Annotated in this window: 24 protein-coding genes; 14 read left to right on the top strand and 10 right to left on the bottom strand. The window is 72.1% G+C overall.

Annotation, left to right across the window (positions count from 1 at the left end):
- The first annotated feature begins 25 nt into the window (after positions 1 to 25).
- Together OH804_RS12085 and OH804_RS12090 are read left to right on the top strand one after the other, a co-directional pair.
- Positions 26 to 952 carry a hypothetical protein gene (locus OH804_RS12085; RefSeq protein WP_196923010.1) on the top strand — a complete coding sequence of 309 codons (927 nt, stop codon included), beginning with the start codon at positions 26 to 28 and terminating at the stop codon, positions 950 to 952.
- 105 nt (positions 953 to 1,057) lie between these two features.
- Entirely contained in the window at positions 1,058 to 2,791 is a 1,734-nt protein-coding gene (locus OH804_RS12090) for a DEAD/DEAH box helicase (RefSeq protein WP_196923009.1), read from the top strand.
- A gap of 45 nt (positions 2,792 to 2,836) precedes the next feature.
- Here the strand turns inward: OH804_RS12090 and OH804_RS12095 are convergent, their stop codons facing one another.
- The 4 genes from OH804_RS12095 to OH804_RS12110 form a co-directional block, all read right to left on the bottom strand.
- Positions 2,837 to 3,241 (bottom strand): DoxX family protein, encoded by a 405-nt coding sequence (locus OH804_RS12095; RefSeq protein ID WP_196923008.1) that lies wholly within the window; start codon positions 3,239 to 3,241, stop codon positions 2,837 to 2,839.
- A 130-nt stretch (positions 3,242 to 3,371) separates the two neighbouring features.
- Positions 3,372 to 5,702, bottom strand: a complete 2,331-nt coding sequence (gene lon, locus OH804_RS12100) for an endopeptidase La (protein ID WP_366636677.1) — start codon at positions 5,700 to 5,702, stop codon at positions 3,372 to 3,374.
- A gap of 76 nt (positions 5,703 to 5,778) precedes the next feature.
- Entirely contained in the window at positions 5,779 to 6,609 is an 831-nt protein-coding gene (locus OH804_RS12105; protein ID WP_196923006.1) for a manganese catalase family protein, read from the bottom strand.
- An 83-nt stretch (positions 6,610 to 6,692) separates the two neighbouring features.
- Complete coding sequence (locus tag OH804_RS12110) at positions 6,693 to 7,424, bottom strand: sensor histidine kinase KdpD (protein ID WP_196923005.1); 732 nt, start codon at positions 7,422 to 7,424, stop codon at positions 6,693 to 6,695.
- An 83-nt stretch (positions 7,425 to 7,507) separates the two neighbouring features.
- Here OH804_RS12110 and OH804_RS12115 point away from each other — a divergent pair, with 83 nt between their 5' ends.
- Positions 7,508 to 8,128: a response regulator gene (locus OH804_RS12115; protein ID WP_406065112.1), complete on the top strand. Its 621-nt coding sequence runs from the start codon at positions 7,508 to 7,510 to the stop codon at positions 8,126 to 8,128.
- A gap of 147 nt (positions 8,129 to 8,275) precedes the next feature.
- Positions 8,276 to 8,623 carry an Lsr2 family protein gene (locus OH804_RS12120; protein WP_088989485.1) on the top strand — a complete coding sequence of 116 codons (348 nt, stop codon included), beginning with the start codon at positions 8,276 to 8,278 and terminating at the stop codon, positions 8,621 to 8,623.
- 128 nt (positions 8,624 to 8,751) lie between these two features.
- Here the strand turns inward: OH804_RS12120 and OH804_RS12125 are convergent, their stop codons facing one another.
- On the bottom strand, positions 8,752 to 10,026 hold the full coding sequence (locus OH804_RS12125; protein ID WP_406065114.1) for a hypothetical protein: 1,275 nt from the start codon (positions 10,024 to 10,026) through the stop codon (positions 8,752 to 8,754).
- A 296-nt stretch (positions 10,027 to 10,322) separates the two neighbouring features.
- Positions 10,323 to 11,198 carry a hypothetical protein gene (locus tag OH804_RS12130; protein ID WP_406065116.1) on the bottom strand — a complete coding sequence of 292 codons (876 nt, stop codon included), beginning with the start codon at positions 11,196 to 11,198 and terminating at the stop codon, positions 10,323 to 10,325.
- 164 nt (positions 11,199 to 11,362) lie between these two features.
- Here OH804_RS12130 and OH804_RS12135 point away from each other — a divergent pair, with 164 nt between their 5' ends.
- Genes OH804_RS12135 through OH804_RS12155 form a run of 5 tightly spaced genes read left to right on the top strand, consistent with a single transcriptional unit; the run spans position 11,363 to position 13,794 of the window.
- On the top strand, positions 11,363 to 11,554 hold the full coding sequence (locus tag OH804_RS12135; protein WP_406065118.1) for a hypothetical protein: 192 nt from the start codon (positions 11,363 to 11,365) through the stop codon (positions 11,552 to 11,554).
- A complete protein-coding gene (locus OH804_RS12140) occupies positions 11,551 to 11,931 on the top strand; it encodes an Asp23/Gls24 family envelope stress response protein (RefSeq protein ID WP_196923000.1) in 381 nt (126 codons plus the stop codon). The genes OH804_RS12135 and OH804_RS12140 overlap by 4 nt, the downstream gene beginning before the upstream one ends.
- Before the next feature lies 1 nt (position 11,932).
- Positions 11,933 to 12,454, top strand: a complete 522-nt coding sequence (locus OH804_RS12145; RefSeq protein ID WP_406065120.1) for a DUF6286 domain-containing protein — start codon at positions 11,933 to 11,935, stop codon at positions 12,452 to 12,454.
- Entirely contained in the window at positions 12,451 to 13,011 is a 561-nt protein-coding gene (locus tag OH804_RS12150; protein WP_406065122.1) for a hypothetical protein, read from the top strand. Before OH804_RS12145 ends, OH804_RS12150 begins: the two co-directional genes overlap by 4 nt.
- Positions 13,012 to 13,068: 57 nt before the next feature.
- On the top strand, positions 13,069 to 13,794 hold the full coding sequence (locus tag OH804_RS12155; protein ID WP_406066510.1) for a helical backbone metal receptor: 726 nt from the start codon (positions 13,069 to 13,071) through the stop codon (positions 13,792 to 13,794).
- A gap of 61 nt (positions 13,795 to 13,855) precedes the next feature.
- On the opposite strand, the gene OH804_RS12160 is transcribed toward OH804_RS12155, so the two are convergent.
- Positions 13,856 to 14,812 carry a TerC/Alx family metal homeostasis membrane protein gene (locus tag OH804_RS12160; RefSeq protein ID WP_406065124.1) on the bottom strand — a complete coding sequence of 319 codons (957 nt, stop codon included), beginning with the start codon at positions 14,810 to 14,812 and terminating at the stop codon, positions 13,856 to 13,858.
- A gap of 166 nt (positions 14,813 to 14,978) precedes the next feature.
- A complete protein-coding gene (locus OH804_RS12165; protein ID WP_406065126.1) occupies positions 14,979 to 15,668 on the bottom strand; it encodes a CBS domain-containing protein in 690 nt (229 codons plus the stop codon).
- A 193-nt stretch (positions 15,669 to 15,861) separates the two neighbouring features.
- Between OH804_RS12165 and OH804_RS12170 the strand changes: the two genes are divergently transcribed.
- Complete coding sequence (locus OH804_RS12170) at positions 15,862 to 16,419, top strand: DoxX family membrane protein (protein WP_196922995.1); 558 nt, start codon at positions 15,862 to 15,864, stop codon at positions 16,417 to 16,419.
- Between the two features lie 217 nt (positions 16,420 to 16,636).
- Positions 16,637 to 17,029: an FKBP-type peptidyl-prolyl cis-trans isomerase gene (locus OH804_RS12175; protein WP_406065129.1), complete on the top strand. Its 393-nt coding sequence runs from the start codon at positions 16,637 to 16,639 to the stop codon at positions 17,027 to 17,029.
- Positions 17,030 to 17,110: 81 nt separating this feature from the next.
- On the opposite strand, the gene OH804_RS12180 is transcribed toward OH804_RS12175, so the two are convergent.
- On the bottom strand, positions 17,111 to 17,497 hold the full coding sequence (locus tag OH804_RS12180) for an STAS domain-containing protein (RefSeq protein WP_196922993.1): 387 nt from the start codon (positions 17,495 to 17,497) through the stop codon (positions 17,111 to 17,113).
- Positions 17,498 to 17,679: 182 nt separating this feature from the next.
- Here OH804_RS12180 and OH804_RS12185 point away from each other — a divergent pair, with 182 nt between their 5' ends.
- Entirely contained in the window at positions 17,680 to 18,696 is a 1,017-nt protein-coding gene (locus tag OH804_RS12185; protein WP_406065131.1) for an SMP-30/gluconolactonase/LRE family protein, read from the top strand.
- 119 nt (positions 18,697 to 18,815) lie between these two features.
- Here OH804_RS12185 and OH804_RS12190 read toward each other — a convergent pair whose 3' ends face one another.
- Positions 18,816 to 20,084, bottom strand: coding sequence for an Ig-like domain-containing protein (locus OH804_RS12190; RefSeq protein WP_196922991.1), 1,269 nt, complete (start codon positions 20,082 to 20,084; stop codon positions 18,816 to 18,818).
- Between the two features lie 845 nt (positions 20,085 to 20,929).
- Here OH804_RS12190 and OH804_RS12195 point away from each other — a divergent pair.
- Both OH804_RS12195 and OH804_RS12200 read left to right on the top strand, forming a co-directional pair.
- Positions 20,930 to 21,895, top strand: coding sequence for a sugar phosphate isomerase/epimerase family protein (locus tag OH804_RS12195; RefSeq protein WP_406065133.1), 966 nt, complete (start codon positions 20,930 to 20,932; stop codon positions 21,893 to 21,895).
- A gap of 23 nt (positions 21,896 to 21,918) precedes the next feature.
- Positions 21,919 to 24,018: a PQQ-dependent sugar dehydrogenase gene (locus OH804_RS12200; protein WP_406065135.1), complete on the top strand. Its 2,100-nt coding sequence runs from the start codon at positions 21,919 to 21,921 to the stop codon at positions 24,016 to 24,018.
- Positions 24,019 to 24,112: the final 94 nt, after the last annotated feature.

Consider the following 24,112-nt stretch of genomic DNA (forward strand, 5'->3'; position numbering starts at 1 on the left):
CCGGGTGCACCGGCAGGGTCGAGGCATGGAAAACACCCGGACGTACGCGGACAGCGCCACCGCCGTACCGTCACCCGCGCCCCTGCCCACCGCCGACCCGGCGCCCTCGGCCCCGACACCGACCACCGCCGTCCCGACCACCGCGACCCCGACCAGCAGCAGGCGGCGGCTGCTGTGGCACCTGGGCGAGATGGCAGTGGCGATGGTTGCCGGGATGCTGCTGCTCGGGCCGTTGTGGGAGCTGGCCGGCACCGCGCTGGGCATCGGCGACACCCTGGCCCGGCCGGACGTCGCCGCACTGGTGATGGCCACGAACATGACAGTCGGGATGACTGTGGGAATGCGCTACCGGGCGCACCACTGGGACGCGGTCGGCGAGATGGCCGCCGCGATGTACGTCCCGTTCCTTCTGCTGCTGGTGCCGTTCTGGGCCGGCCTGATCGACGCCGACGCGCTGCTGCTCGGCGGTCACCTGCTGATGATTCCCGCGATGGTGCTGGTGGCGGTCCGACACCGGCACGAGGCGTTGGCGCCGGTACGCCGACACCGGGTCGTGGTGGCGCTCGCCCACCGCTGGCCGGCCGGGTTGGCGCTGCTGATGACCGTGGACATGTGGGTCGACCCGAGCGTGCTCAGCCCGTGGACGATGCTGGTGCTGCCCGGCGGCTACCTGGTGATCGGCATGGCCCGCCGCACGCTGGGCGGGCGCGGCGTGCTCGCCACCCAACTCGCCGGTCTGGCCGTCTGGGTCACCCTGACGCTGGTCGCGGTGATGGCCGGCGGGCGGACCGCCGACTGGCTGGTGGCGTTCGGGTGGTTGGCGCACGCCGGCTGGGACCTGGCGCACCACCGCGGCCGGGTGGTGCCGCGCGGCTACGCCGAGTTCTGCGTGGTGCTCGACGTGGCCCTCGCCGCGGTGATGGTACTGGCCATCCTGACCACCGACGCCTGATCGAGGCCGCCACCGGGATCTCGGAACAGCCGCAGCACGGGCTCGCTGACAGCTCTTGTGGCGGTCGCCGCAACGGCCCGGACGGCGTGATGAAAGGCTTGGCACATGAGTTCCGCACCTGCACAGCACGACGCACCGATTGACGCCACCCCCGACGGCACCGACGAGGTGAGCGCCTTCACCGAGCTCGGGCTGCGCGCCGAGCTGCTGGGCGCGCTCGCCGCCCTCGGGTACGAGGAGCCGACCCCCATCCAGCGGGAGGCTATCCCACCGCTGCTGGAGGGTCGCGACCTGCTGGGTCAGGCGGCCACCGGCACCGGCAAGACGGCCGCGTTCGCGCTGCCGCTGCTGAACCTCATGGCGGCCCATCGTCAGGGCGGCGACCCGGTGGCGCTGGTGCTGGTGCCGACCCGGGAGCTGGCGGTGCAGGTCTCCGAGGCGTTCCACCGCTACGGCAAGGATCTCGGCGCGCGGGTGCTGCCGATCTACGGTGGGCAGCCGATCGGGCGGCAGCTGCGGGCACTGGACAGCGGCGTCGACGTGGTGGTGGCCACCCCGGGGCGGGCCCTCGATCACATCGCCCGGGGCACCCTGCGCCTCGGTGGGTTGGCCACGGTGGTGCTCGACGAGGCCGACGAGATGCTCGACATGGGCTTCGCCGAGGACATCGAGGCGATCCTGGAGCACGCCCCGGCGCAGCGTCAGACGGTGCTCTTCTCGGCCACCATGCCGTCGCGCATCGACGGGATGGCCCGCCAGCACCTGCGGGAGCCGGTGCGGATCGAGATCGGCCGGGAGCAGCCGGTCGCCGGTGAGGCGCCCCGGGTGCGGCAGAGCGCGTACATCGTGACCCGGGCGCACAAGCCGGCCGCCCTGGGTCGGGTGTTGGACGTGGAGTCCCCGACCGCGGCGATCGTGTTCTGCCGCAGCCGGGAGGAGGTCGACCGGTTGACCGAGACGATGAACGGTCGGGGCTACCGCTCCGAGGCGCTGCACGGTGGCATGAGCCAGGAGCAGCGCGACCGGGTCATGGGCCGGCTGCGGGCGGGCACCGCCGACCTGCTGGTGGCCACCGACGTGGCGGCCCGGGGGCTGGATGTCGAGCAGCTGACCCACGTCGTCAACTACGACGTGCCGTCCGCCCCGGAGTCGTACGTGCACCGGATCGGTCGGGTGGGTCGGGCTGGCCGCGAGGGCGTGGCGATCACCCTCGCCGAGCCGCGTGAGCACCGGATGCTCAAGACCATCGAGCGGGTGACCGGCCAGCGGATCACCATCGACAAGATCCCCACCGTGGCCGACATGCGTACCCGACGGCTGGAGCTGACCCAGGCGGCCCTGCGCGAGAGCCTGCTGGAGGACGACCTCGACCCGTTCCGGGTGATCGTGGAGACGCTGACCGACGAGTTCGACCTGATGGAGGTCGCGCTCGCCGCCGTGAAGCTGGCCCACGAGGTGACGTCGCCGGGCTCCGACGACGAGGAGGAGATCCCGCAGGTTCCGGTGCGCGGGCCGCGTGAGGGTCGACCGGAGACCGGTGGCCGGGGCGGCGACCGGCGGGGCGGGGGCCGGCCACGCTCCGGCGGTGGCAACACCGTCCAGGTCTTCGTCGGTTTGGGCCGACGCGCCGGGGTGCGCCCGCAGGATCTGGTCGGCGCGATCACCGGGGAGACCGGCATCCGCGGCCGGGACATCGGCTCGATCGAGATCGCCGACCGGTTCTCCCTGGTGGAGGTGCCGCAGGGGGTGGCCGACGAGGTCATCTCCGGGTTGCGGCAGAGCACGATCAAGGGCCGCAAGGCCACCGTCCGCCGGGACCGCGGCGGCGACGAGCGCTGAGCCCGCCGTCGGCGACCGCCGGGGTACGGCGGTCGCCGACGCGGGTCAGAGGGCGTACGGGCCGAAGCGGCCCCAGGCCACCACTGCGGCGAGGACGAGCAGCACGGCGCAGGCGACCGCGCCCTGGATCTCGGTGCGACGCCCCTCCTGGGTGGTCTGCTGTTTGCGATCACGCAGGTGCACCAGGATGCCGCCGATCATGACGATGACCAGCCCGACGGCGGCGAGCGGGGTGAGCACTGTGCCGATGCCGGTGAGCGCGGGCAGCACGAGCCCGGCGGCGGCCAGCAACTCGACAGAGCCGAGCGCCTTGACCTGTGACGGCGGGACCGGGTCCACCCATCGCATCACGTCGCGCAGCTTCTCCTTGGGCTGGCTGAGCTTGGCCAGCCCGACGCCGGCGAAGATGGCGGCGAGCAGGATCTGAATGATCCAGAGCACCACGTTCACGGGGGTTCCTCCAGGGGGTCGCCTCGCGGCGGTGAGGTGGTTGACGGGGCAGACGAGACAGTAGACCTCCCCGACGTACCGACAGGGCCCCCGCCGTCTCGCGACGGCGGGGGCCCGAATGGTTGGAGCGTCAGACGGTGAAGAGCGCCGGACCGTCCAGCGTCGTCACGTCGGCCGGGCGCAGCGCCAGGGCGAGCACGTCGGCCACGTCGGCCAGGGTGTGCACGGTCAGCGCCTCGCGCACCTCGGTCGGCAGGTCGTCCAGGTCGGGCTCGTTGCGCGCCGGGATGATCACCTCGGTGAGGCCGGCCCGGTGCGCGGCGAGCAGCTTCTGCTTCACCCCACCGATCGGCAGCACCCGACCGGAGAGCGTCACCTCACCGGTCATCCCGAACTCGGGGCGGACCGGACGACCGGTGACCAGCGACGCCAGGGCGGTGACCATGGTGATGCCGGCGCTCGGGCCGTCCTTGGGCACCGCGCCCGCCGGGAAGTGGACGTGGATCCGGCGTCCCGCCAGGGCGTTCGGGTCGATGCCGAACCGCCGCCCGTTGGAGCGCAGGTAGGAGAGCGCGATCTGCGCCGACTCCTTCATCACGTCACCGAGCTGGCCGGTCAGGGTCAGCCCCGGCTCGCCCTCCATGCTGGTCGCCTCGATGAAGAGCACGTCCCCACCGGCGCCCGTGACGGCCAGGCCGGTGGCCACGCCGGGCACGGCCGTGCGCTCGGCCGATTCCGGGGTGAACTTCGGCCGACCCAGGTAGCCGGCGAGGTTGTCGGTGCCGACGCGCACCGGCGTCGGGTCCGTCGCCAGCGTCACCGCCACCTTGCGCAGGATCTTGGCCAGGGCACGCTCGAGCTGCCGGACACCGGCCTCCCGGGTGTACTCCCCCGCGATCAGCGCGAGAGCCTCGTCGGCGACGCCGACCTCGTCGACGGTCAGCCCGGCCCGCTCCCGCTGCCGGGGCAGCAGGTGGTCGCGGGCGATGGCGACCTTCTCGTCCTCGGTGTACCCGTCCAGGGTGACCAGTTCCATCCGGTCCAGCAGGGGGCCGGGGATGGACTCCACCACGTTGGCGGTGGCCAGGAAGAGCACGTCGGACAGGTCGAGGTCGACCTCCAGGTAGTGATCCCGGAAGGTGTGGTTCTGTGCCGGGTCGAGCACCTCCAGCAGGGCGGCGGCCGGGTCACCGGCGTAGCCGGCGGCCAGCTTGTCCACCTCGTCGAGGAGCACGACCGGGTTCATCGAACCGGCCTCGCGCAGCGCGCGGACGATCCGACCGGGCAGCGCCCCCACGTAGGTACGCCGGTGCCCGCGGATCTCCGCCTCGTCGCGGACGCCGCCGAGCGAGACCCGGACGAAGTTACGCCCGAGCGCCCGCGCCACGGACTCGCCGAGGCTGGTCTTGCCCACTCCGGGAGGGCCGGCGAGGGCGAGGACCGCGCCGGAGCCGCGACCGCCGACCACACCGAGGTTGCGCTCGGCCCGCCGGTTGCGCACCGCCAGGTACTCCAGGATGCGGTCCTTCACGTCGGACAGGCCGGCGTGGTCGGCGTCGAGCACCGCCCGGGCCGCGGCCAGGTCGGTGTTGTCCTCGGTACGCGTGCCCCACGGCATCTCGAGCACGGTGTCCAGCCAGGTACGGATCCAGCCCGCCTCCGGGGAGGCGTCGCTGGCCCGCTCCAACTTGCCGACCTCGCGCATGGCCGCCTCGCGTACCTTCTCCGGCAGCTCGGCGGACTCGACCCGGGACCGGTAGTCGGCGGAGCCGTCCGGCTCGTCCTCGCCCAGTTCCTTGCGGATCGCGGCGAGCTGCTGGCGGAGCAGGAACTCGCGCTGGGACTTCTCCAGCCCCTCGCGGACGTCGCTGTTGATCTGCTCGGTGACCTCCTGCTCGGCCAGGTAGTCCTTCACCCAGCCGACCAGCAGTTCCAGCCGGGCGGTGACGTCCGGCGCGGCGAGCAGTTCGGTCTTCTGCTCCAGCGTCAGCCAGGGCGCGTAGCCGGCCGAGTCGGCCAGCTCGGAGAGATCGGTCATCCGCTCCACCGCGTCGATGACCTGCCAGGCGCCCCGCTGTTGAAGCACTGAGGTCACCAGGGCGCGGTACTCGCGGGCGAGTTCCCGGGCCCGACCGGCGTAGGCGGGTTCGTCGAGTTCGGTCGCCTCGACCCAGAGGGCGGCGCCGGGGCCGGGCACGCCGGAGCCGATCCGGGCGCGGGACAGGCCACGGATGACGGCGGCGGGCTCACCCTCGGGCAGCCGGCCGACTTTTTCGATGGTGGCGACCACACCGACCGGCCCGTACTCGCCGTCGATGCGCGGCACGGCCAGCAGCTTGCGGTCGCCGGTCGCCCGCGCCGCGTCGATCGCGGCCTGGGTGGTGGGGTCGAGGGTCACCGGGATGACCATGCCGGGCAGCAGCACGGCGTCGGTCAGGGGAAGTACCGGAAGAGTTGCCATCGAACACCTGCTATCGCGTTGAGTTGAGCGTGTCTCACTCAAGTAACAAAGCGTTCCCCTTGTTCCGGCCTGTGACCTAGACCACTGGGTTGGTGCCGTAGAGGCGCGGGTCACCCGGGGGCAACACCGGTTCCGGCGCGTTCGCCCGCGGGTTGTCGTCGTACCGGAACTCGCCCTTGCCATCCGGTGAGGGCCCGGACGCCCAGCGCCCCTGGGCGGCGTCGGTGCCCGAGGAGAAACCCAGGTAGGTGTAGCTGTACTCCTCGGTGAACTCGCCCGAGTCCGGGAACGCCTCCGGCACCGGCATCTCCTCCAGCCCGTCCTCCTTGAGCTGCTCGATCGCCGCCAGCCACATGTTCTGGTGCATGGTGTCGCGGGCCAGCAGGAAGCGCAGCATCTGCTTCACGCCCGGGTCGTCGGTCATGTGGAACAACCGGGCCACCTGGAGCCGACCCTGCGCCTCGGCGGTGACGTTGAGCTGGAAGTCGGCCAACAGGTTGCCGCTGGCGGTGATGAACGCGCCGTTCCAGGGCACCCCGTTGGAGTCGGTGGGCAGGGCCCCACCCCCACCGTGGATGAAGTGCGCCGGGTTTTCACCGGCGTAGGTCGCGGCGCCTCCGGGGTCCTCCGCGATCCCCTCGGTCAGCGACAGCGGCGCGCTGTCCAGCAGCCGGGTGATCATCGTGACGATCATCTCGACGTGGCCCATCTCCTCCGTGCCGACGTCGAGCAGCAGGTCCTTGTACTTGCCGGGCAGCCGGCAGTTCCACCCCTGGAAGAGATACTGGTTGGCGACGGTCATCTCGCCCCACTTGCCGCCCAGCACCTCCTGCAACCGGCGGGCGAACGCCGCGTCCGGGCCGTCCGGCTTGGCCTCGAACTGCAGATCCTTGACGTGGCTGAACATCCAACCTCCTCGGTACCAGAAACAGGTAGCGAGGCCGTTCCCGCCCCGGTGACCCGAGCGGGCCAACCGATGTCCCGGCCGGGTCAGCGCAGCGGGCGGGCCATCGGCAGCAGCACCTCCAGCGCCACGCCGCGCGGCCGTAGCCGGTGCGCCCGCAACGCTCCCCCGTCCGTCGCGACGAGCTGCCGGGCGATCCACAGGCCCAGCCCGGACATCCCGACCGCCGGCGCCGGACGCCGCAGCGCCACCAGCAACGCGTCGTCGACCCGACCCTCGTCGGTGACCAGGATGCTCAGGCCGGGGCCGCGCACTGTGGCATAGAGCCCGACCTGTCCGTCCGGCGGCCCGTGCCGCAACGCGTTCTGCACCAGGTTGACCAGGACCTGTCGAGTGCGTCCGGCCGGCACCGGCCAGGAGGCCGCCCGCCGGGTGGCCCGCGCCCGCCGTCGGCCGGCCGGCACCAGCGCGGCGGCCTCCCGCAGAATGCCCGCCAACGCGACGGCCGGCTCCGGCTGCGGGGCCAGCGTCAGGACGCCGGTGCTGGCGGTCGCGTCGCGCAGCAGGCTCTGCAGGTGGGCGGCCTGGTCGCGGGCCAGCTCACTGATCGCCCGCCGGTCGTCGCTGGTCAGCTCGCGGCGCTCGTCGGCCAGCGCGCGGGTCAGCGAGGTCAGGGTGCTGATCGGCGTCCGGAACTCGTGGCACAACACGCGCAGCAGCAACTCCGAATCGGCCGCCGGGGGGCGACTCACGTCGGGTGTCGGCTCGATGGGGCGCAACCCTCGCAGCAGGTCCCGCAAACCGTGCCGTACGCGCATCCACCCGACTCCTCTCGTATGGTGCGAACCCGCATGATCGGTACCCGCTGGGGAACGGCGCAGACATGCCGGGAGCCTCCACCTTGCGACTCGTCGTCGTGGACGATCACCCACTCTTCGTCCGCGGCCTGGAGTTGCTGCTTCCGATCACCACCAACGGCCGCGTCGAGGTGGTCGCCTCGACCGGTGACGCCGCCGCGGCGGCGGCGCTGGTCAGCAACTGCTGCCCCGACCTGGCCCTTGTCGACCTGCACATGCCGCCGCCCGGCGGCGTCCGGGCGGTGGCCGCGATCCGACGGACCACCCCACGGGTACGGGTGGTCGCGATGTCCGGTTCCACCGACCCCGGGCCGGCGGTGGACGCGCTGCGGGCCGGCGCCGAGGGGTTCCTGCCCAAGACCAGCGAACCGGAGGAGTTGCTGCCACCGCTGCTGGCCATCCTCGACGGCTGGGCGGTGCTGCCGGCCGAACTCCTGCGCACCATGCTGCGGCCCACCCGCTTCGCGCCCGTCGATCTGGATGGCGAGGAACGGCGGCTGCTGCGGGCGATCGCCACCGGCCGCAGCACCGTCGACATCGCCGAAGAACTGCACGTCTCGGAACGGACGGTGAAACGGATGACCGCCGCGTTGCTGCGCAAGTTGCGGGTCTCGAACCGGGCCGAGGCGGCCGCCGTCGCCGGTCACAGCGGCATCCTCGGGTAATGAAGCTTCGTCACCGGACCGATTCACGGTTTTGCTGGGTAACGGAATCGCGACGCGCCGAATGAATGGAAGGCATATTGTTGCGGATTACCGGGGTGATAGGTCAGACTTTGGACACATCCCGCCGCACACAGGGAGTAATCGGCAATGGCGAGAAAAGTAATCACGGTCCTGACCGACGACCTCGACGGTGGGAAGGCCGACCGGACGGTTGAGTTCAGTCTCGACGGCGTGGCCTACACGATCGATGTCTCCGACGAGAATGCCGGCGTCCTGCGCAAGGCGCTCGATCCGTACATCAATGCGGGTCGGCGGATCGGGCGCGGTCCGGTGGAGAGTGCCCGTTCGGTCCGACGGCCGGGGCGACCCGCCGGCGCGGGAATGGATCGGGAGCAGAACCGGGCCATCCGGGAATGGGCCGTCAAGAACGGCTACAAGATTTCCGAGCGGGGTCGGATCCCGGTCGAGGTCGTCGAGGCGTACAAGAGCCGCTGACCCGAGTCGACGACGGGGCCCCACCGGAAACGGCGGGGCCCCGTCCTCTGTCCGGGCACCTGTTGCGAGCGGCGGCCGGCCACCCCGGGTCGTCGCCCCGGGTGGCCGGCCGCCGTTGGTACGTCAGCTCAGTTGACGTCGATGCGCACCGAGTCGAAGGCGGGGGTCTGGTTGGCCCGCTCCATCATCGGCAGGCGGTGCGAGCCGTCACCGGCCCAGACGGAGCACTGGGCGGTACCCGACTCCGGCAGGCCCGGAATCTGGATCGTCACCTCGTCGGGCTGGGCGCCACCGCGGCCGTCCTCGGTCGCGACGAAGAACGCCGGCACCTCCTGCGGCTCCGGCGGAGCGGTCAGGCTGTCCAGCATGCGGCAGGCGGTGTGGAAGTGACCGCGGACCAGGCCCTGGTCGTTGAGCAGCGAGCTCTCCACGTAGTAGCCACCCTGACCGGCGGCCAGGAAGCGGTCCCGGACCAGGTTGCGGGTGCTGACCCGCAGGGTGAAGGGCTGGTTCTGGCCGACCTGGTCGGGGAACTGGGTGATCAGCAGCGACGGGTTGTTGGCCGCCGCGCCGACCTCACCGAACTCGGTGCTCACGCAGCGGTTGCCGTTCTGGAAACCGTCGTGCGGCTGCAGCCGACTCTCGTCGCAGTCGTTGGCGAGCACGCCGAGCCCGGCGCCGGGCTCGGTGCCACCACCGTTGTTCCCGCCGCCATTGTTCCCGCCGCCATTGTTGCCGCCACCGGGGGTGGTGGTGGGCGTGCCGCCGCCGCCGTTGTTGCCGCCACCGGGGGTGGTGGGCTGCACCTGGCACTCGGCGAGCTGCGCGAGGCCCTGCGGCCGGGGTCCGGCCCGGTCGATGGCGGTCGTGATCCGGTCCAGCACGGCGCGGCGCTTGCCGGCCAACGGCTGGAGGATCGCGTTGCGGATGAACGCCTCACCCTTGTTGCCCTCGGCGGCGAGCCGGCGGTCCGCCTCGGCGATCTGGGTCTGCAACTGGGCGAGGTTGCGGTCCACCTCGGCCCGCGCCCGGTCCGGCACCTGCGGCAGCTTGGCCGCCACGTCCGGACAGGCGATGGCCGTGCCGGTGCCCACGGTGCCGTCCTTGCCGTCCTCGCACTCGGGGACCGACTGCTGTCCGTCACCCCAGTGATTACGCACCCACCGACCGTTCTGCCACGTCCGGCTGGTCGAACCGCCACCGGTCGGCGCGGTCGCGCCCGGGCTCGGCTCCACGCACTGCCCGGAAGCCGGACGTGGCTTATTTGTCCGCCGGTCCTGGGCCGACGAAATCTGAGTCACGGCGACAACTCCGCCGAAGACCGCGAGCGTGCCGACAACTGCCAGCAGACGCTTGCTCCGCGCGTTGCCGGAAGGCCGGCGCGCCCGAGTGGACCTGCGCATCGAATTGCTCTCCTTCTCGATCCGGTAGTGGATTTCTGCCCTCGGCGGACCGACGGATGTGAGGTGGCACGCCCCGGCGGTGACCCGCCGTGACCTACCCGGTAATGCGTCGATGGCCGACGATGCCCTTTCCGCACCGTCTCCCGCGCCCGGTGGAACGCGGATGGGGAGATCCTGTTCATTCGCGCAGGAGTACGGGGCGGCGGCCGGGAAGGTTCAACAGACGCACAGGAAATTGCCGCGACCCGACACGGAGCCGGTGCGGAGCAGGGATCAGCAGGTGAAACGGGCGCTGGTCAGTCGGCGCAGAGGTGGTCGAAGGCGAACCCGCCGACCAGTTCGTGGCGGCGCTGGCTCAGCGCGGCGATCTGCGCGGTCCACTCGGCGCGCGGCAGCAGATCCGCTACCGCGTTCTCCCGCAGTCGCTCCCCCACGGCGACGGTGGCGAGATCCTCGGCCAGCCGGGCCGCGTCGATGCCACAGGAGAAACGGTGCTCTGTCACCGAGACCTGCTCGATGAGGCAGGCGTCGGGGCGTACCTGCATCCAACTCCACCCCTGCGCGGGCCCGTCCACCCAGCGGACGTGCAGCCCTCGCACGATCGGGTCGGCCACCTGCCCGGCCACGTACGCCTCGACCGCCGCCGCGCGGGCCAGCGCGCCGAGGTCGTTGACCGGCCCGGTACGCCCGTCCGGCAGCCGGCCCAGGATGTCCCGGAAGCCCACCAGTGCTGGTTCTGCCCCGGTGGCGGTGGCCCCGCCTGCGGCGTAGGCGCGCGCGTCGATCACGTACTCGACCAGGCGGCGGCCCTGCTCGGCGGCCCGCAACGTCGGCGAACCGATCCGCAGCACGGGCAGACCGGCGGCGGCGCTGACCGCGTCCGTGAGTCGCTCCACCCGCTGCTCCGCCGAACCGGCGGGCGGCACCGGGCCGATCTGTACGGCGACGACCGGACGGCCGGTGTCGGCGGCGTAGACCACGAAGTCGAAGCTGGCGCGGCTGGCCGAGGTCCACTGGCTGCCGGTGACGCCGGGTGGGCGGCCCTGGAGCAGATCAGTGAGCCGGCGCGCCGACAGGACGCGGTGGCCGGCGCGGCTCAGCAGCGTGTCGCGCCCCGCCTCGGCGGGCAACGCCCGCAGCCAACCGCGGTCGCCACTCCCGGTGCTCGTCATCTGCCTGATCCATCCGCCGGTCGGTCGAGCCGGCCCGAGTCTAGGTGGTCGATCATGGGCCACCGACTTGCGGTGTGACCGGGATCACAGCAGCGCCGACGTTCCAGGGATGGCCGCCAGGTGTATCCAGGCACCGCCGGCACCCGATCGGCCCGGAGGTGACCATGTCGCGACAGCAGTTCGGCTTTATCGCCGGGTTCCTCGCCGTGGCGGTCTGGGCGCTCGCCGGCGTCGGTGTGGCCGCCCTCGCCGTGCTCGCCGGCCTGCTCGGCTGGCTGGTCGTCCGGGTGCTCGACGGCGACCTCGCGGTGACCGGTCTCGGCGACCGCCGCGCCGACGTTCGGCGACGCCGATGACCACCCGCCCGTCCACCGGGACGAACCCCAGCACCGGGCTGGCCGCCGGGACGACCGGTGCGGAACGCCGCGGGGGCGACGCGGCGGACGTCGCACAGATCGCGGTGCAGGCGGCCAGCCTCGTACCGGGCGTGTCCGTCGTCCGCCCGGCGGCGGTCCGCCTGGACGACCGGTCCGTCGGACTCGACCTGCATCTGATCACCTGGTACGGGCACAGCGTGCCGACGATCGCCGAAACGGTCCGGGCGGTGGTCGCCGAACGGGTGACCACCCAGACCGGGCTCAGCGTGGCGGTGGTGACCGTCACCGTGGACGACCTGCTCGTCCCCGGCGTCGACGGGCCAGGGGCCGGCGCCGCCGCACCGGAGGACGGCTGAGATGCGCGCCGCCAACCGGGTTGCCTCGTTGCTGCTGGCCACCGCTCTGCTTCTTGGCGGAGCGGCGGTGGCCGTCCAGGCGCTGCTGCTCACAGCGCACCGCCCGACGCCGCTGGACACCACCGGCTGGTTCGACGCGCTGAGCGGCACCCGGTGGGACGACCCCACCGTCCAGATCGTGGCCGGCGGGACGCTCCTGCTGGGCCTGGTCATCCTCGTGGCCCAGTTGCGCCGCTGGACACCGGTCCGCCTGCGTACCGACGACCGGGAGGGCTGGTACCTGCACCGGCGCTGTGTGGAGCGGCGGCTCGCCAATGCCGCCAGCGCCGTGCCGGGCGTCCGCCGTGCCCGGGTCCGGGTCCGACGGCGCGGCGGCCAGTGGCGTCCGCGGGTCAGCGCGACCGGCGACCCGGCCGCCCGGGCGGAGATCGAGTTCGCCGTGCACCGGGAGTTGCACCGCCTGACCGCACCCCGTCCCGCCCGGATCGACGTGCGGCTGTTGCCCCGGCGGCGGCCGGCGTGACAAACGCCGGGCACCGACTGTTGTGGACGATCATCGCGCTGCTGCTGGTGGCCGGGGGCGGGGCGGCGTTGGCGGCCAGCCTCGGCGCGCTGCCCGGCGCTGACCCGACGACGGTGCTGCTCAGCGCCGACCTGGTCGACCGGTGGCGGATGGCCGCGCCGTGGAGCACCCTGGCCACGGCCGTCACCGGAGCGCTGTTCGCACTGGCCGGGCAACGCCTGCTGGCCCGTGAGCTGCGGGGCCCGGACGGCGTGCTGCGCGGCACCCTGAGCCACCCCGGACGCCGTCCGGGCCGGACCCGGCTGGCCACCGACGTGCTCGCCGACGCGCTGGTACGCGACCTGACCGGCAACCCCGGGGTACGCCGGGCCAGGGTGGTGCTCACCGGCCCGCCACCGCACCCCGACGTGTGGATCCGGGTGGACCTCACCGCCGACGCGCCGGCCGCCGGCGTACGCGAGCACGTTCGCGCCGCGGTCCGCCGATTCGCGGCGACGACCGACTGCCAGCCCGCACACCTGGACGTGACCGCCCGCATCGAGCCCGGCCACCTGTGACCCGACACCGACCCGAGGGGGATGATCGGGACGGGCGGCGAACGGAGGTACGTGGTGCTGCGGGTGGTGTCGCTGGTGCCGTCACTGACCGAGGCGGTGGCGCTGACCCTGCCGGGTGTGCTGGTCGGTGCCACCGACTGGTGCAGCCGCCCGGTCGGGCTCGACGTGGCCCGGGTCGGCGGCAGCAAGTACCCCGATCTGGAGCGGGTGCGCGCGCTGCGGCCGGATCTGGTGCTGCTGAACGTGGAGGAGAACCGCCGGGCCGACGCGGAGGCGCTGCGGGCGGCCGGCGTACCGGTGCGGGTCACCTATCCACGGACCGTTCCCGGCGCGTTGACCGAGCTGGGCGAGCTGCTGACCGAACTGGGTGCGCCGACGGAGCCGGCCTGGCTACGGGCCGCCCGACGGGCCTGGGCCACGCCGCCCCGGCTGGCGTCGACCCGCCGCGCGGTGGTGCCGGTCTGGCGACGACCCTGGGTGGTGCTCGGCGGCGACACGTTCGCCGGTGACGTGCTGCGCCGCCTCGGCGTGGTGAACACCTACGACGAGCACCCCGAACGCTATCCCCGCCCGACCCTCACCGAGCTGCGCGAGCGGGAGCCCGACCTGGTGGTACTGCCCGACGAGCCGTACCTGTTCACCGCCGACGACGGGCCGGAGGCGTTCCCCGGCGTACCGTGCGCCCTGCTCTCCGGACGGCACCTCACCTGGTACGGCCCGTCGCTGGCCGAGGCGCCCGCGCTGCTCGCCGACCAGCTGTCCCGGCCGGTGCTGGTCGGCTGACCCCGACCGCCGCCCGAGGTCGGGACGCGCGCGGTGCGGCGGCTCAGCACGGGTCGGCGGCTCAGCTGGCGGGGCGGCGGCGGGCGGCCAGGATGCTGGCGCCGATGGAGACCACCAGGGTCAACACCACCACGGCCAGGGTCAACCAGACCGGCAGCTTGCCCACCGGCGTCTCGGCGAGAATCAGCTTCAGCCCGGCGAAGGCCAGCAGCAGCGCGAGCCCGTACCGCAGGTAGCCGAAGTGTCGCAGCAGTCCGGCGAGGCAGAAGTAGAGGCTGCGCAGCCCCAGGACGGCGAACGCGGTGGCCGTCCAGACCAGGAAGGTGTTGGTGGTGATGGCGAGGATCGCCGCCACCGAGTCGATGGCGAAGACCACGTCGGTGGCCTCGATGGCGACGAGCGCCACCAGCAGCAACGTCGCCACCCGCCGGCCTGCCACCCGGGCGGTGAACCGGTCGCCGTGGTAGCGGGCGTCGGTCGGCACCAACCGCCGGAACAGCCGGACCACGACGTTGCGTTCCGGATCGACGTCCGGCTTCCCGCGGACGGCCAGCCGCCAACCGGTCCAGATCAGGAACGCGCCCAGCACGAACCCGGCCCAGGTGAGCCGGTCCAGCAGCTCGGCACCGGCGAAGATGAACAGCAGCCGGAAGACGAGCGCGCCCACGACACCCCAGAACAGCACCTTGTGCTGGTAGCCCGGCGGCACCTGGAAGTAGCCGAAGAGCAGCGCGAAGACGAACACGTTGTCCACCGAGAGTGCCTTCTCCAGCAGGTAGCCGGAGAAGTACGCGATGGCCGGGTCACCACCGAGGCCCCACCAGACGACAAACCCGAACAGCAGACCCGCACCGATCCAGACGGCGCTCCACAGCAGCGCCTCGCGGAGCTCGATGACGTGGTTGTCCCGGTGCAGGAGCACGTCCACGGCGAGCAGCACCGCGATCACCGCGCCGACCGCCGCCCAGGCCCACAGTGGGACCGCGACCGTCGCCTCAGCCACCGACGCCCTCCGCATCGACCACCGCGCACCGCCCGTCAACCAGGCCGGCCGGCCCTTTTCGAGCCTAGGTGAACGCCCGACCCGGCATCGGGCGGTCCACCGAAGTCGGGTCGGGCCCCACTGAGGCGATCCGGCGGTTCCCAGCGGCAACGGCTGAGGCTCCGGCGGGCGCAGCTTCCGCTCAGGCGACCGGCATCACCTGGCCGGAGTCGGAGACCGTGTCATCGGCGTCGTAGGCGATCGCGTTGGTCACCCGCACGACGCCACTGACCTGCCCCGCGAGCCGACCGGCGAGGTCGACGGCGGAGCGGCGGTCCAGCCGGCCGGCCAGGGTCACGTCACCGTGGCGGACCTCGACCGTGACCAGTCCGTCCCGCACGGCGAGCACCCGGCGAAGCACCTCCTGCACCACGTCCTCGCGAATCTCGGCGTCCGACCGCAGGTGCACCCGCAGCAGGTCGGCACGACTGACGATGCCAACCAGTCGGCCCAGGTCGTCCAGTACGGGCAGCCGCTTGACCTGCTCGCGGTCCATCAGCCGGGCAGCCGCGGACAGCGTCGCCTCCGGATCCGTGGTGACGGCCGGCGCGGTCATCAGGTCGCCGGCCAGCAGGGCCGCGCTCTTGCCCCGGGCACCGCGCCGACGGCGGCTCTCGAAGACCCGTCGCAGTGCCGGCTCACCGGCGCGCTCGACCCGGTGCAGCAGATCGGCCTCGGACACCACCCCCAGCACCCGACGGAAGTCGTCGATCACCGGCACCGCGCTGACTCCGCGGCGCAACAGCACGTCGACGACCTCCCGGTACGGGGTCTCGGCCACCACGGTCTCGACCTCCCGGGTCATCACGTCACCCACCTGCCAGGTTCTCATCACGGCCAGCCTCCCTCTCGTGGTCCATCTCGGACGCTACGACCGAGAGCCGACGCTCGTCAGGGCCGCCGGACCGGACCCGAGGGGGGCGAAGGTCCCGACCAGGTGCGGTCTGTCGGCCCTGCCGCCGAGGACGCCGTGGGCGTCCACTGGAGATGCCACCGGGAAGCGCGGTGCGAAGCTGAGAAGGGACGTGGAGACCATGACCGCGACGATCGAGCGGGTCACCGCCGAGAACACCGCTCCGACAGCCGGCACCACTCACCGGCGGGCCGTCCGGTACATCCTGGCCGGCACCCGGCTGGCGCTCGGCTGGATCTTCCTCTGGGCCTTCATCGACAAGATGTTCGGCCTCGGGATGGCCACCGAGTCGAAGAACGCCTGGATCAACGGGGGCAGCCCCACCAAGGGATTCCTGACCTTCGGCGTGACCGGCCCGTTCAAGGACCTCTACGCCGGGATCGCCGGTGCCGCCTGGGCGGACTGGCTCTTCATGGTCGGCCTGGCCGGGATCGGTGTCGCGCTGCTGCTCGGCATCGGCATGCGGGTCGCCGCCGTGGCCGGTGGACTGCTGCTGGTCATGATGTGGACCGCCGTCCTGCCTCCGGAGAACAACCCCTTCATGGACGACCACCTGATCTACGCGGCGGTGCTGGCGGTCCTGGCGCTGGTCAACGCCGGCGACACCTGGGGCCTCGGCCGGCTGTGGGCGAGGCTGCCGATCGTGCGGCGGACGCCCTGGCTCCGGTGAACACCGCACACCCCCTCGGCGGGCGTCACCAGCACTGGTGACGCCCGCCGCGTCGTCGTCCCGCCCGCGCCCGGAGCGCCACCGGGCCCGGGCGGTGGGACGACCGGCGGAGAAGGGCCCCGGAGCAGGTTGCGGGTCCGCCGCACATCGGTGAGGGGTGATCCGGCAGGATCGACGATGACCGGACACATCACCCAACACGGCAGGAGATCCCCGCATGACCCAGGCAGCAGGCGCCCGTTCGGGCAAGCCCGAGGTTGGTCCGATCGAGGGCGCACCGCCGGCCGACCTCGTGATCGAGGACATCACCGTGGGCGACGGTCCGCAGGCCGAGCCGGGCCAGTTGGTCAGCGTGCACTACGTCGGCGTGTCGCACTCCACCGGCGGCGAGTTCGACTCGTCCTGGAGCCGGGGCGAGGCGTTCGACTTTCCGCTCGGCGGCGGTCAGGTCATCGCCGGCTGGGACCAGGGCGTCGCCGGCATGCGGGTCGGCGGTCGCCGCCGCCTGATCATCCCGCCGCACCTGGGGTACGGCGACCGGGGCGCCGGTGGCGTCATCAAGCCGGGCGAGACGCTGGTCTTCGTCGTCGACCTGCTCGGCGTGAGCTGACCGATTGTGTCGGGGTCGCCGGCCCACGCCGGCGGCCCCGCTCTCGGCTCAAAGGGCGGAGCCCCACCCCGTCGACCGGGGTCAGGCGGCCAGTTGCAGATCGGTGGTCGCGACCACCGGGCGACGCGCCGCCTCGATCGGCGAGGTCAACTCCAGAATCGGCATCACGCGGTGCAGCCCGCTGACGCGTAGCACCCGCGCCACCACCGGGCTCGGGTCGACCACCACCAACTCGCCACCGCAGGCCCGCACGCGCAGATGCGCGGCGAGGAGCGTGCGAACGCCAGCGGCGGAGAGCAGCCGCAGCCCGGACATGTCCAGTTGAAGCACCGGGCGGGCCGGCGCGGACCACAGCGCGGACCGGAACGCGGCCACCGTGGCGATGTCGACCTCGCCGGCCACCCGCACGAGGACCATCCGGTCACCCACGCTGACCTGCACGTCGAGCCGGTCGCTGTGCTCTTCCATGCCCAGAAATCTAGCCGCCACCACCGACACTTTCGCCCCTCCGCGGAGTGATTCCGGGTACGCCCAGGGGCATACCCCGAGGCGCTCCACCTCCCTCTCGGGGTGGAGTCAGGGACCCGGGCGGCGCGCCGCGCGGGCGCGGAACCCGGGGGTCGACCCAGAGCGGGGTGGAGAATAGGCCGATGCTGATCCCCCGGCCCCGTCCGCCCCGGCTGATCCGCCCCGTCCGCGAGCCGGCGACCAGCCCTCCGGCGCTCGCCGGGGCCTGGGCCCCCACCGACCGCCGGCTCGACCAGGCCGAGTTGCTGCCCCTTCCCGCCGGCGCCGTCGGCCCCGAGGACGTGCTGGTCGACGACGCCGGGCGGGCGATCAGTGGCGACGAGGACGGTCGGCTCTGGTGGTGGCCGGTCGACGCGCCGGCTGGCACCCCACCCCGGCTGCTGGCCGAGACCGGGGGCCGTCCGCTCGGCATCGAGCTGGACCCGTCCGGCGAGGCCCTGGTGGTCTGCGACGCGTACCGCGGGTTGCTGCGGGTCACGCCGGACGGCGCGGTACGCGAACTGACCGGAACGGCACCCCCGGTGCACCTGGCCAACAACGCGACGGTGGGCCGCGACGGCACCATCTACTTCACCGACAGCTCCGACCGGTTTCCGGTCTCGCACTGGAAGCGGGACCTGCTGGAGCACCGCCCCAACGGTCGGGTGCTGGCCCACCACCCGGGCAGCGGCCGCACCGAGGTGGTGACCGACGGGCTGTACTTCCCCAACGGGATCGCGCTGACCCCTGACGAGTCGGCGCTGATGCTCGTGGAGACCAGCACCCACCGCCTGCTGCGGGTCGAACTGAGCGGCGGTGTGCGGGTCCTCGCCGACCTGCCCGCGTACCCGGACAACCTCGCCTCGGTGGGTGACGGGACGTACTGGATCGCGCTGCCCAGCCCCCGGGTGCCGATTGCCGAGCGGCTGCTGCCCCATCCTCGGCTGCGCCAGATCGCCGCCCTGCTGCCCGACGCGATGCAGCCGCAGCCGCGCCGGTACGGGCTGGTCGCCCTGGTCGACGGCACGGGCGCGGTCCGCCGGACGCTGCACGGTCCGAGCGGGCACTACTCGATGATCACCGGGGTACGCCAGCACGGCGACCAGCTCTGGCTCGGCAGCCTGACCGGTTCCGGGGTGGCCCGCGTACCCCTGGGGTGATGGCCGCAGCCACGGGCGGCGACAGGGCCGGTCCGGCCCGCGTACCCCTGGTGTGACGTGCGGCGACAGGGCCGGTCCGCCGTGTGGCGGGCCGGCCCTGTCCTGCCGTGAGGGGTGTGTCAGCGACCGCTGACCGAGGGCGCCGGTGCGGGCGATCCGCCGGCAACCGCGCCCGGGTGCGCCGGAGCGACCGGTGCGGGCTTCAGCCCGGGCGGCACCGGCAGGGCGCTGCCCCGGGCGAACTCGTCCCAGCTCACGTTCCACGCGGTCCAGCCGTTGCCCGGCTGCAACTCCACCTCGGTGCCCTTGACGGTGACCAGGTCACCGACCTGCGTCACTCCCATCAACCAGTCGGCGGCCGTGGCGGACACGTTCGCGCAACCGTGCGAGACGTTGGTGTTGCCCTGGTCCCCCTCGGACCAGGGGGCGGAGTGGATGAACTCGCCGCCCCAGGTGTAGCGCTGGGCGTCGTCGACGTCGACCACGTAACCGCCGTCCGGCTCACCCCGGGTGTCGAAGGTGACCCGCTCGTGCTTCTCCATGATCACCATCTTGCCGCTGGAACTCGGCGTGCTCGGCTTACCCAGGCTGACCGGGATCCGGCGGACCTGCTTGCCGTCGCGCAGCACCGTCATCTGCTTGGTGGCGTTGTCGATCTCCAGCGAGACCTGTCGTCCAATCTTGGAGGTCGCGGTCCGCTCGGCGTCGCCGACCCGGTCCTTTCCGATCGGCAGACCCTCCAGACCGGCCCGGAGGCTGATGGTGGTACCCGGCTTCCAGAAATCGGGTGCCCGGTAATAGACCTGACTTCCATCCTCAAGCCAGGACCAGGTGCCCGGCTGCGGTGGGTTGGTCTTTACGAACAACCGGCGCTGGACATCCGCTCTGGCCTCTTTTGGAATTCCCGGGTCGAACGCCACCGTTACCGGCATCGCCGTGCCGTACGTCCGATTACCGTTGAAATAGAGGGTGCTGGTGATCTGCGGTTTGGTCGACTTGGCCATGGTCGTGAACGTGGTGGTGCGGGTGGTGGTGGCACCGGAGTCACCGGTCGCTGTCACCTCGGCGGTGTAGGTCCGTCGTGGTTGCAGCGGAGCGCTCGGCACCCAGCCGGAGCCGTCCTCGCGCGGCTCGGCGTTGACCTGCTTGCCCTTGTCGTCGGTGAGGCGTACGCCGGTGACCCGCCCGCCCTTGACCACGGTGCCCACCTCGGCGCTGACCGGGACGTCCCGGGCCTTGTCCCCCGGTGTCACGGCGAGTTCCGGTGGGGCGGCGTGCTTCTTGGCCGGGCCGGTGGCCGACCCCCGGTCGGCGGTACACGCACCCAGGACGAGTGGTGCCGCTGCGATGGTTACCGCCAACAGCGTCAATCGCCGCCTAGACGTCATGTTTCAGTCCCCCCGTTTTCGACTTCCCTCCGCCATATTCTTGCCCGCCTGAGGAGGCTATTCGCGGCATTCGGCAATAATCGGTGGCGCATTTACCGGCGCATTTTCCGACAATGTTCCAATTGGCGGAACAGGGGTTCAACCGACCCGTGTCATGCGCTTTGCTCCGCTTGAGCGACGCGACGTCGACTGTCCGAATGGCGGGTGGTGGCATCTGGGGGTGCGCTCGGTGCGCACCGGGCACAGGGCATCGGTCGCGTGGGGAGGTCATCGACTCGACTTCAAGGAAGTCGCGGTATCCCAGTCGCCCTAACACCGCGACTTCCATGAACCCGAGTGGATCATGCGCCTGGGTGGACAGGCCGGGCGAGGGCAGGCCGGCCGGGCGAGGGCGGGCACGGGCGAGGGCGGGCACGGGCGAACCAGGCCGGGCGGGTCCGGGCGAGGCCGAACCAGGCCGGGCGGGTCCGGGCGAGGCCGAACCAGGCCGGGCGGATCGGGCCGCGCCGGCAAGGGAAGGAGAAGGTCACGCCCGGTGGCGCACCTCGTGGGCAGACTTTTGTCATCTGAAGCGAAACTTCTGCCGAACGCGACGAAGCTTTGCCTTCGTCCGGGGGCAAGGGTAAGGTCTCGATCTAGATAGAGGGTTGCCCATTCGTCGATCAACTTGCCGCCACCTCTGCCGGGTCGCCGCGTTCCGTTCCCGATGGGTCCGGGCCGCACCCGCGCGCCGTCCCTCACCGTCCAGCCGGAGCCCGCCTCCGGCCGGTTCGGCACGCCCGGCGGACGGCAGTCAGGTCGACCGCCGCCGACGGCGTACCAGCCGTCAGGAAGGGACCACCACCATGGATCAACAACTCAACCGACCGGGGCCGACACCGGCGTCCGAGCCGGTCAGTCGGCGTGGAGTGCTGCGCGCCGCGACCGTTTCCGCGGCTGCCGTCGGCGCCGCCGGCCTGCTCGCCGGCCCGGCCGCCGCCGCGCCCGCCGCCTCCACCGGGCAGGCCGCTGGCCGGCGTCGCGTGCCGGTGGACCGGATCAGCATTCAGCTCTACACGCTGCGCGACCAGCTCGCCGCTGACCTGCCCGGCACCCTGGACGCGCTGCGCCGGATCGGCTACCGGCGGGTGGAGCACGCCGGTTTCGTGGGGCGCACCGCCGCCGAGTTCCGGGCCGCGCTCGACGAGGCCGGGCTGCGGTCCACCTCCGGGCATGTGGGCATTCCGCAGCCGTTCGACGCGGCCACCTGGGAGCAGGCTCTCGCCGACGCCAACGTGGTCGGCTGCAAGAAGATCGTCCACCCGTACTTCGGTCGGGACGCGAGCGGTCAGCCGATCCGGGACCCCGCCGTCTACCGGGCCCTGGCCCGGGACCTGAACCGCGCCGGTCGGCTCGCCGAACGCGCGGGGCTGGACTTCGGCTACCACAACCACCAGCTCGAGTTCGTGCCGCTGACCGGCGGCTCGACCGGCTTCGACATCCTCAGTTCGCAGACCGATCCCCGACTGGTCCACTTCGAGCTCGACCTCTACTGGACCTGGCGGGGTGCCCACGACCCGGTTGACGTGATCCGGGCCAACCGCGGCCGGATCCGCCAGGTGCACGTCAAGGACCTCGACGTCGAGGGTGGCTTCGCCGACCTCGGCGACGGCGTCATCGACTTCGGCCGCATCTTCGCCCACGAGCGGGAGGCCGGCATCGAGGAGTACATCGTGGAGCGTGACGACGCGGGCACCCCGCCGCGCTCCCCCGCCGACGCCCTGGACACCGCTCGCGTCGGCTTCGACTATCTCGCCTCACTTCGGTACTGAAACCACCCCGGGGGACTCACCTGATGAAAAGGACCGCATTCGCGTCCGCCCTGCTGCTGGTGACGGCCGGTCTGGCCGTACCACCGTCGGCAGCGGCCGCAGCGCCGGCCGCGCCGCCGGACAGCAGCTTCCAGAAAGTGACACTGAACGACTTCCCGGGCGAGCCGATGAGCCTCGCCGTCCTGCCCGACCTGCGGGTGCTGCACACCTCCCGCACCGGTGAGGTGCGCATCCACGACCCGCGCACCGGGCTGAACACCATCGCCGCCGACATCCCGGTGTACGAGCACGACGAGGAGGGGTTGCAGGGGGTCGCCATCGACCCGAACTTCGCCCAGAACAAGTGGGTGTACCTCTACTACTCGCCGCCGATGGACACTCCGGTGGACGACCCGGCGACCCCCGGCGTCAACGAGGGGGACGCGCCGGAGACCGGCACCGAGGCGGACTGGCAGCGGTTCAGAGGCGCGCTGCGGCTGTCCCGGTTCAAGCTGGACGGGACGAAGCTGAACCTCGCCAGCGAGCAGCAGATCATCGACGTGCCGACCGACCGGGGTATCTGCTGCCACGTCGGCGGCCAGATCGACTTCGACAGCAAGGGCAACCTGTACCTGTCGACCGGTGACGACACCAACCCGTTCGCCTCCGACGGTTACATCCCGATCGACGAGCGGGCCGACCGCCACCCGGCGTACGACGCCCAGCGCACCTCGGCCAACACCAACGACCTGCGCGGCAAGCTGCTGCGGATCAAGGTGAAGGCCGGTGGTGGTTACACGGTGCCGGCCGGCAACCTGTTCAAGCCGGGCACGGCGCAGACCCGCCCGGAGATCTACGCGATGGGGCTGCGCAACGCGTTCCGGTTCGCCGTCGACAGGCGTACCGACGACGTGTACGTGGGCGACTACTCGCCGGACGCCTCCAGCCCGAACCCGGAGCGCGGCCCGGCCGGTCACGGCCGGTGGATGCTCGTCGACAAGCCGGCGAACTACGGCTGGCCGTACTGCGTGACGCCGACGATCGCCTACCGCGACTACGACTTCGCCACCGGCGAGTCCGGCGCCAAGTTCAACTGCAAGCGCCCTGTCAACGACTCACCGCACAACACCGGCAAGCGCGTGCTGCCGCCGGTCGAGCAGCCGGAGGTCTGGTACGCGGCCGCCCCCTCGGCCGAGTTCCCGCAGCTGGGCACCGGCGGCATCTCTCCGATGGGCGGCCCGGCCTACGACTACGACGGGACCAGCACGTCGCGCACCCGCTGGCCGGCCTACTACGACGGGGTCCCGCTGTTCTACGAGTGGTCCCGCGACTACATCAAGGAGTTCCGCCTCGACGAGGACGGCGACGTGACGGACATCCGTCCGGTGGCGCCGTCGCTGGTGGTGGACAACCCGATGGACATGGAGTTCGGCCCGGACGGCGCGCTCTACGTGCTGGAGTACGGCGACGGCTACTTCGCCGAGAACCCGGACGCGCAGCTGTCCCGAATCGACTTCGTCCGGGGCAACCGGACGCCGATCCCGAAGATCAGTGGCACCCCGACGGTCGGGCAGGCTCCGCTGACCGTCGCGTTCTCCAGCGCCGGCACGACCGACCCGGACGGTGACAAGCTGAGCTACGCGTGGGACTTCAACGCGGACGGCTCGGTGGACAGCACCGCTCCGAACGCGAGCTGGACCTTCCCGGAGAACGGCTCGTACACGCCGACGCTGAAGGTGACCGACCGCACCGGCCGGTCCGCCTCGGCAACCCTGCCGCTGGTGGTCGGGCCGACCGCACCGGTCGTCGAGTTCGTCACCCCGGAGGCCGGGCAGCCGTTCCAGTTCGGGCAGACGGTCGCGTACGAGGTGAAGGTCACCGACGACCTGCCGGTGGACTGCTCCCGGGTGAAGGTCACCTACGTGCTCGGGCACGATGAGCACGGGCACCCGCTCTCCACCTCGACGGGTTGCTCCGGGACCATCCCCACCTTCCTGGACGGTGGGCACAGCGGCGCGGACAACCTGACCGCGGTGTTCGTCGCGGAGTACACCGACGCCCCGACCGACCCGGGCGTACCGCCGCAGTCCGCTTCGGCGACGGTGGTGCTGGACCCGACCCCGGTGGCGGGTCTGGCCGGCTGACCAGCTCAAACCGACACAGTGGCGGCGGCCGGATCACTCCGGCCGCCGCCGCACGTCGTTCAGGTCTCACCGGTCTCGCCGGGGACACCGACGG

Source organism: Micromonospora sp. NBC_00860, assembly GCF_045207375.1.
GTDB classification, from domain to species: Bacteria; Actinomycetota; Actinomycetes; order Mycobacteriales; family Micromonosporaceae; genus Micromonospora; species Micromonospora vinacea.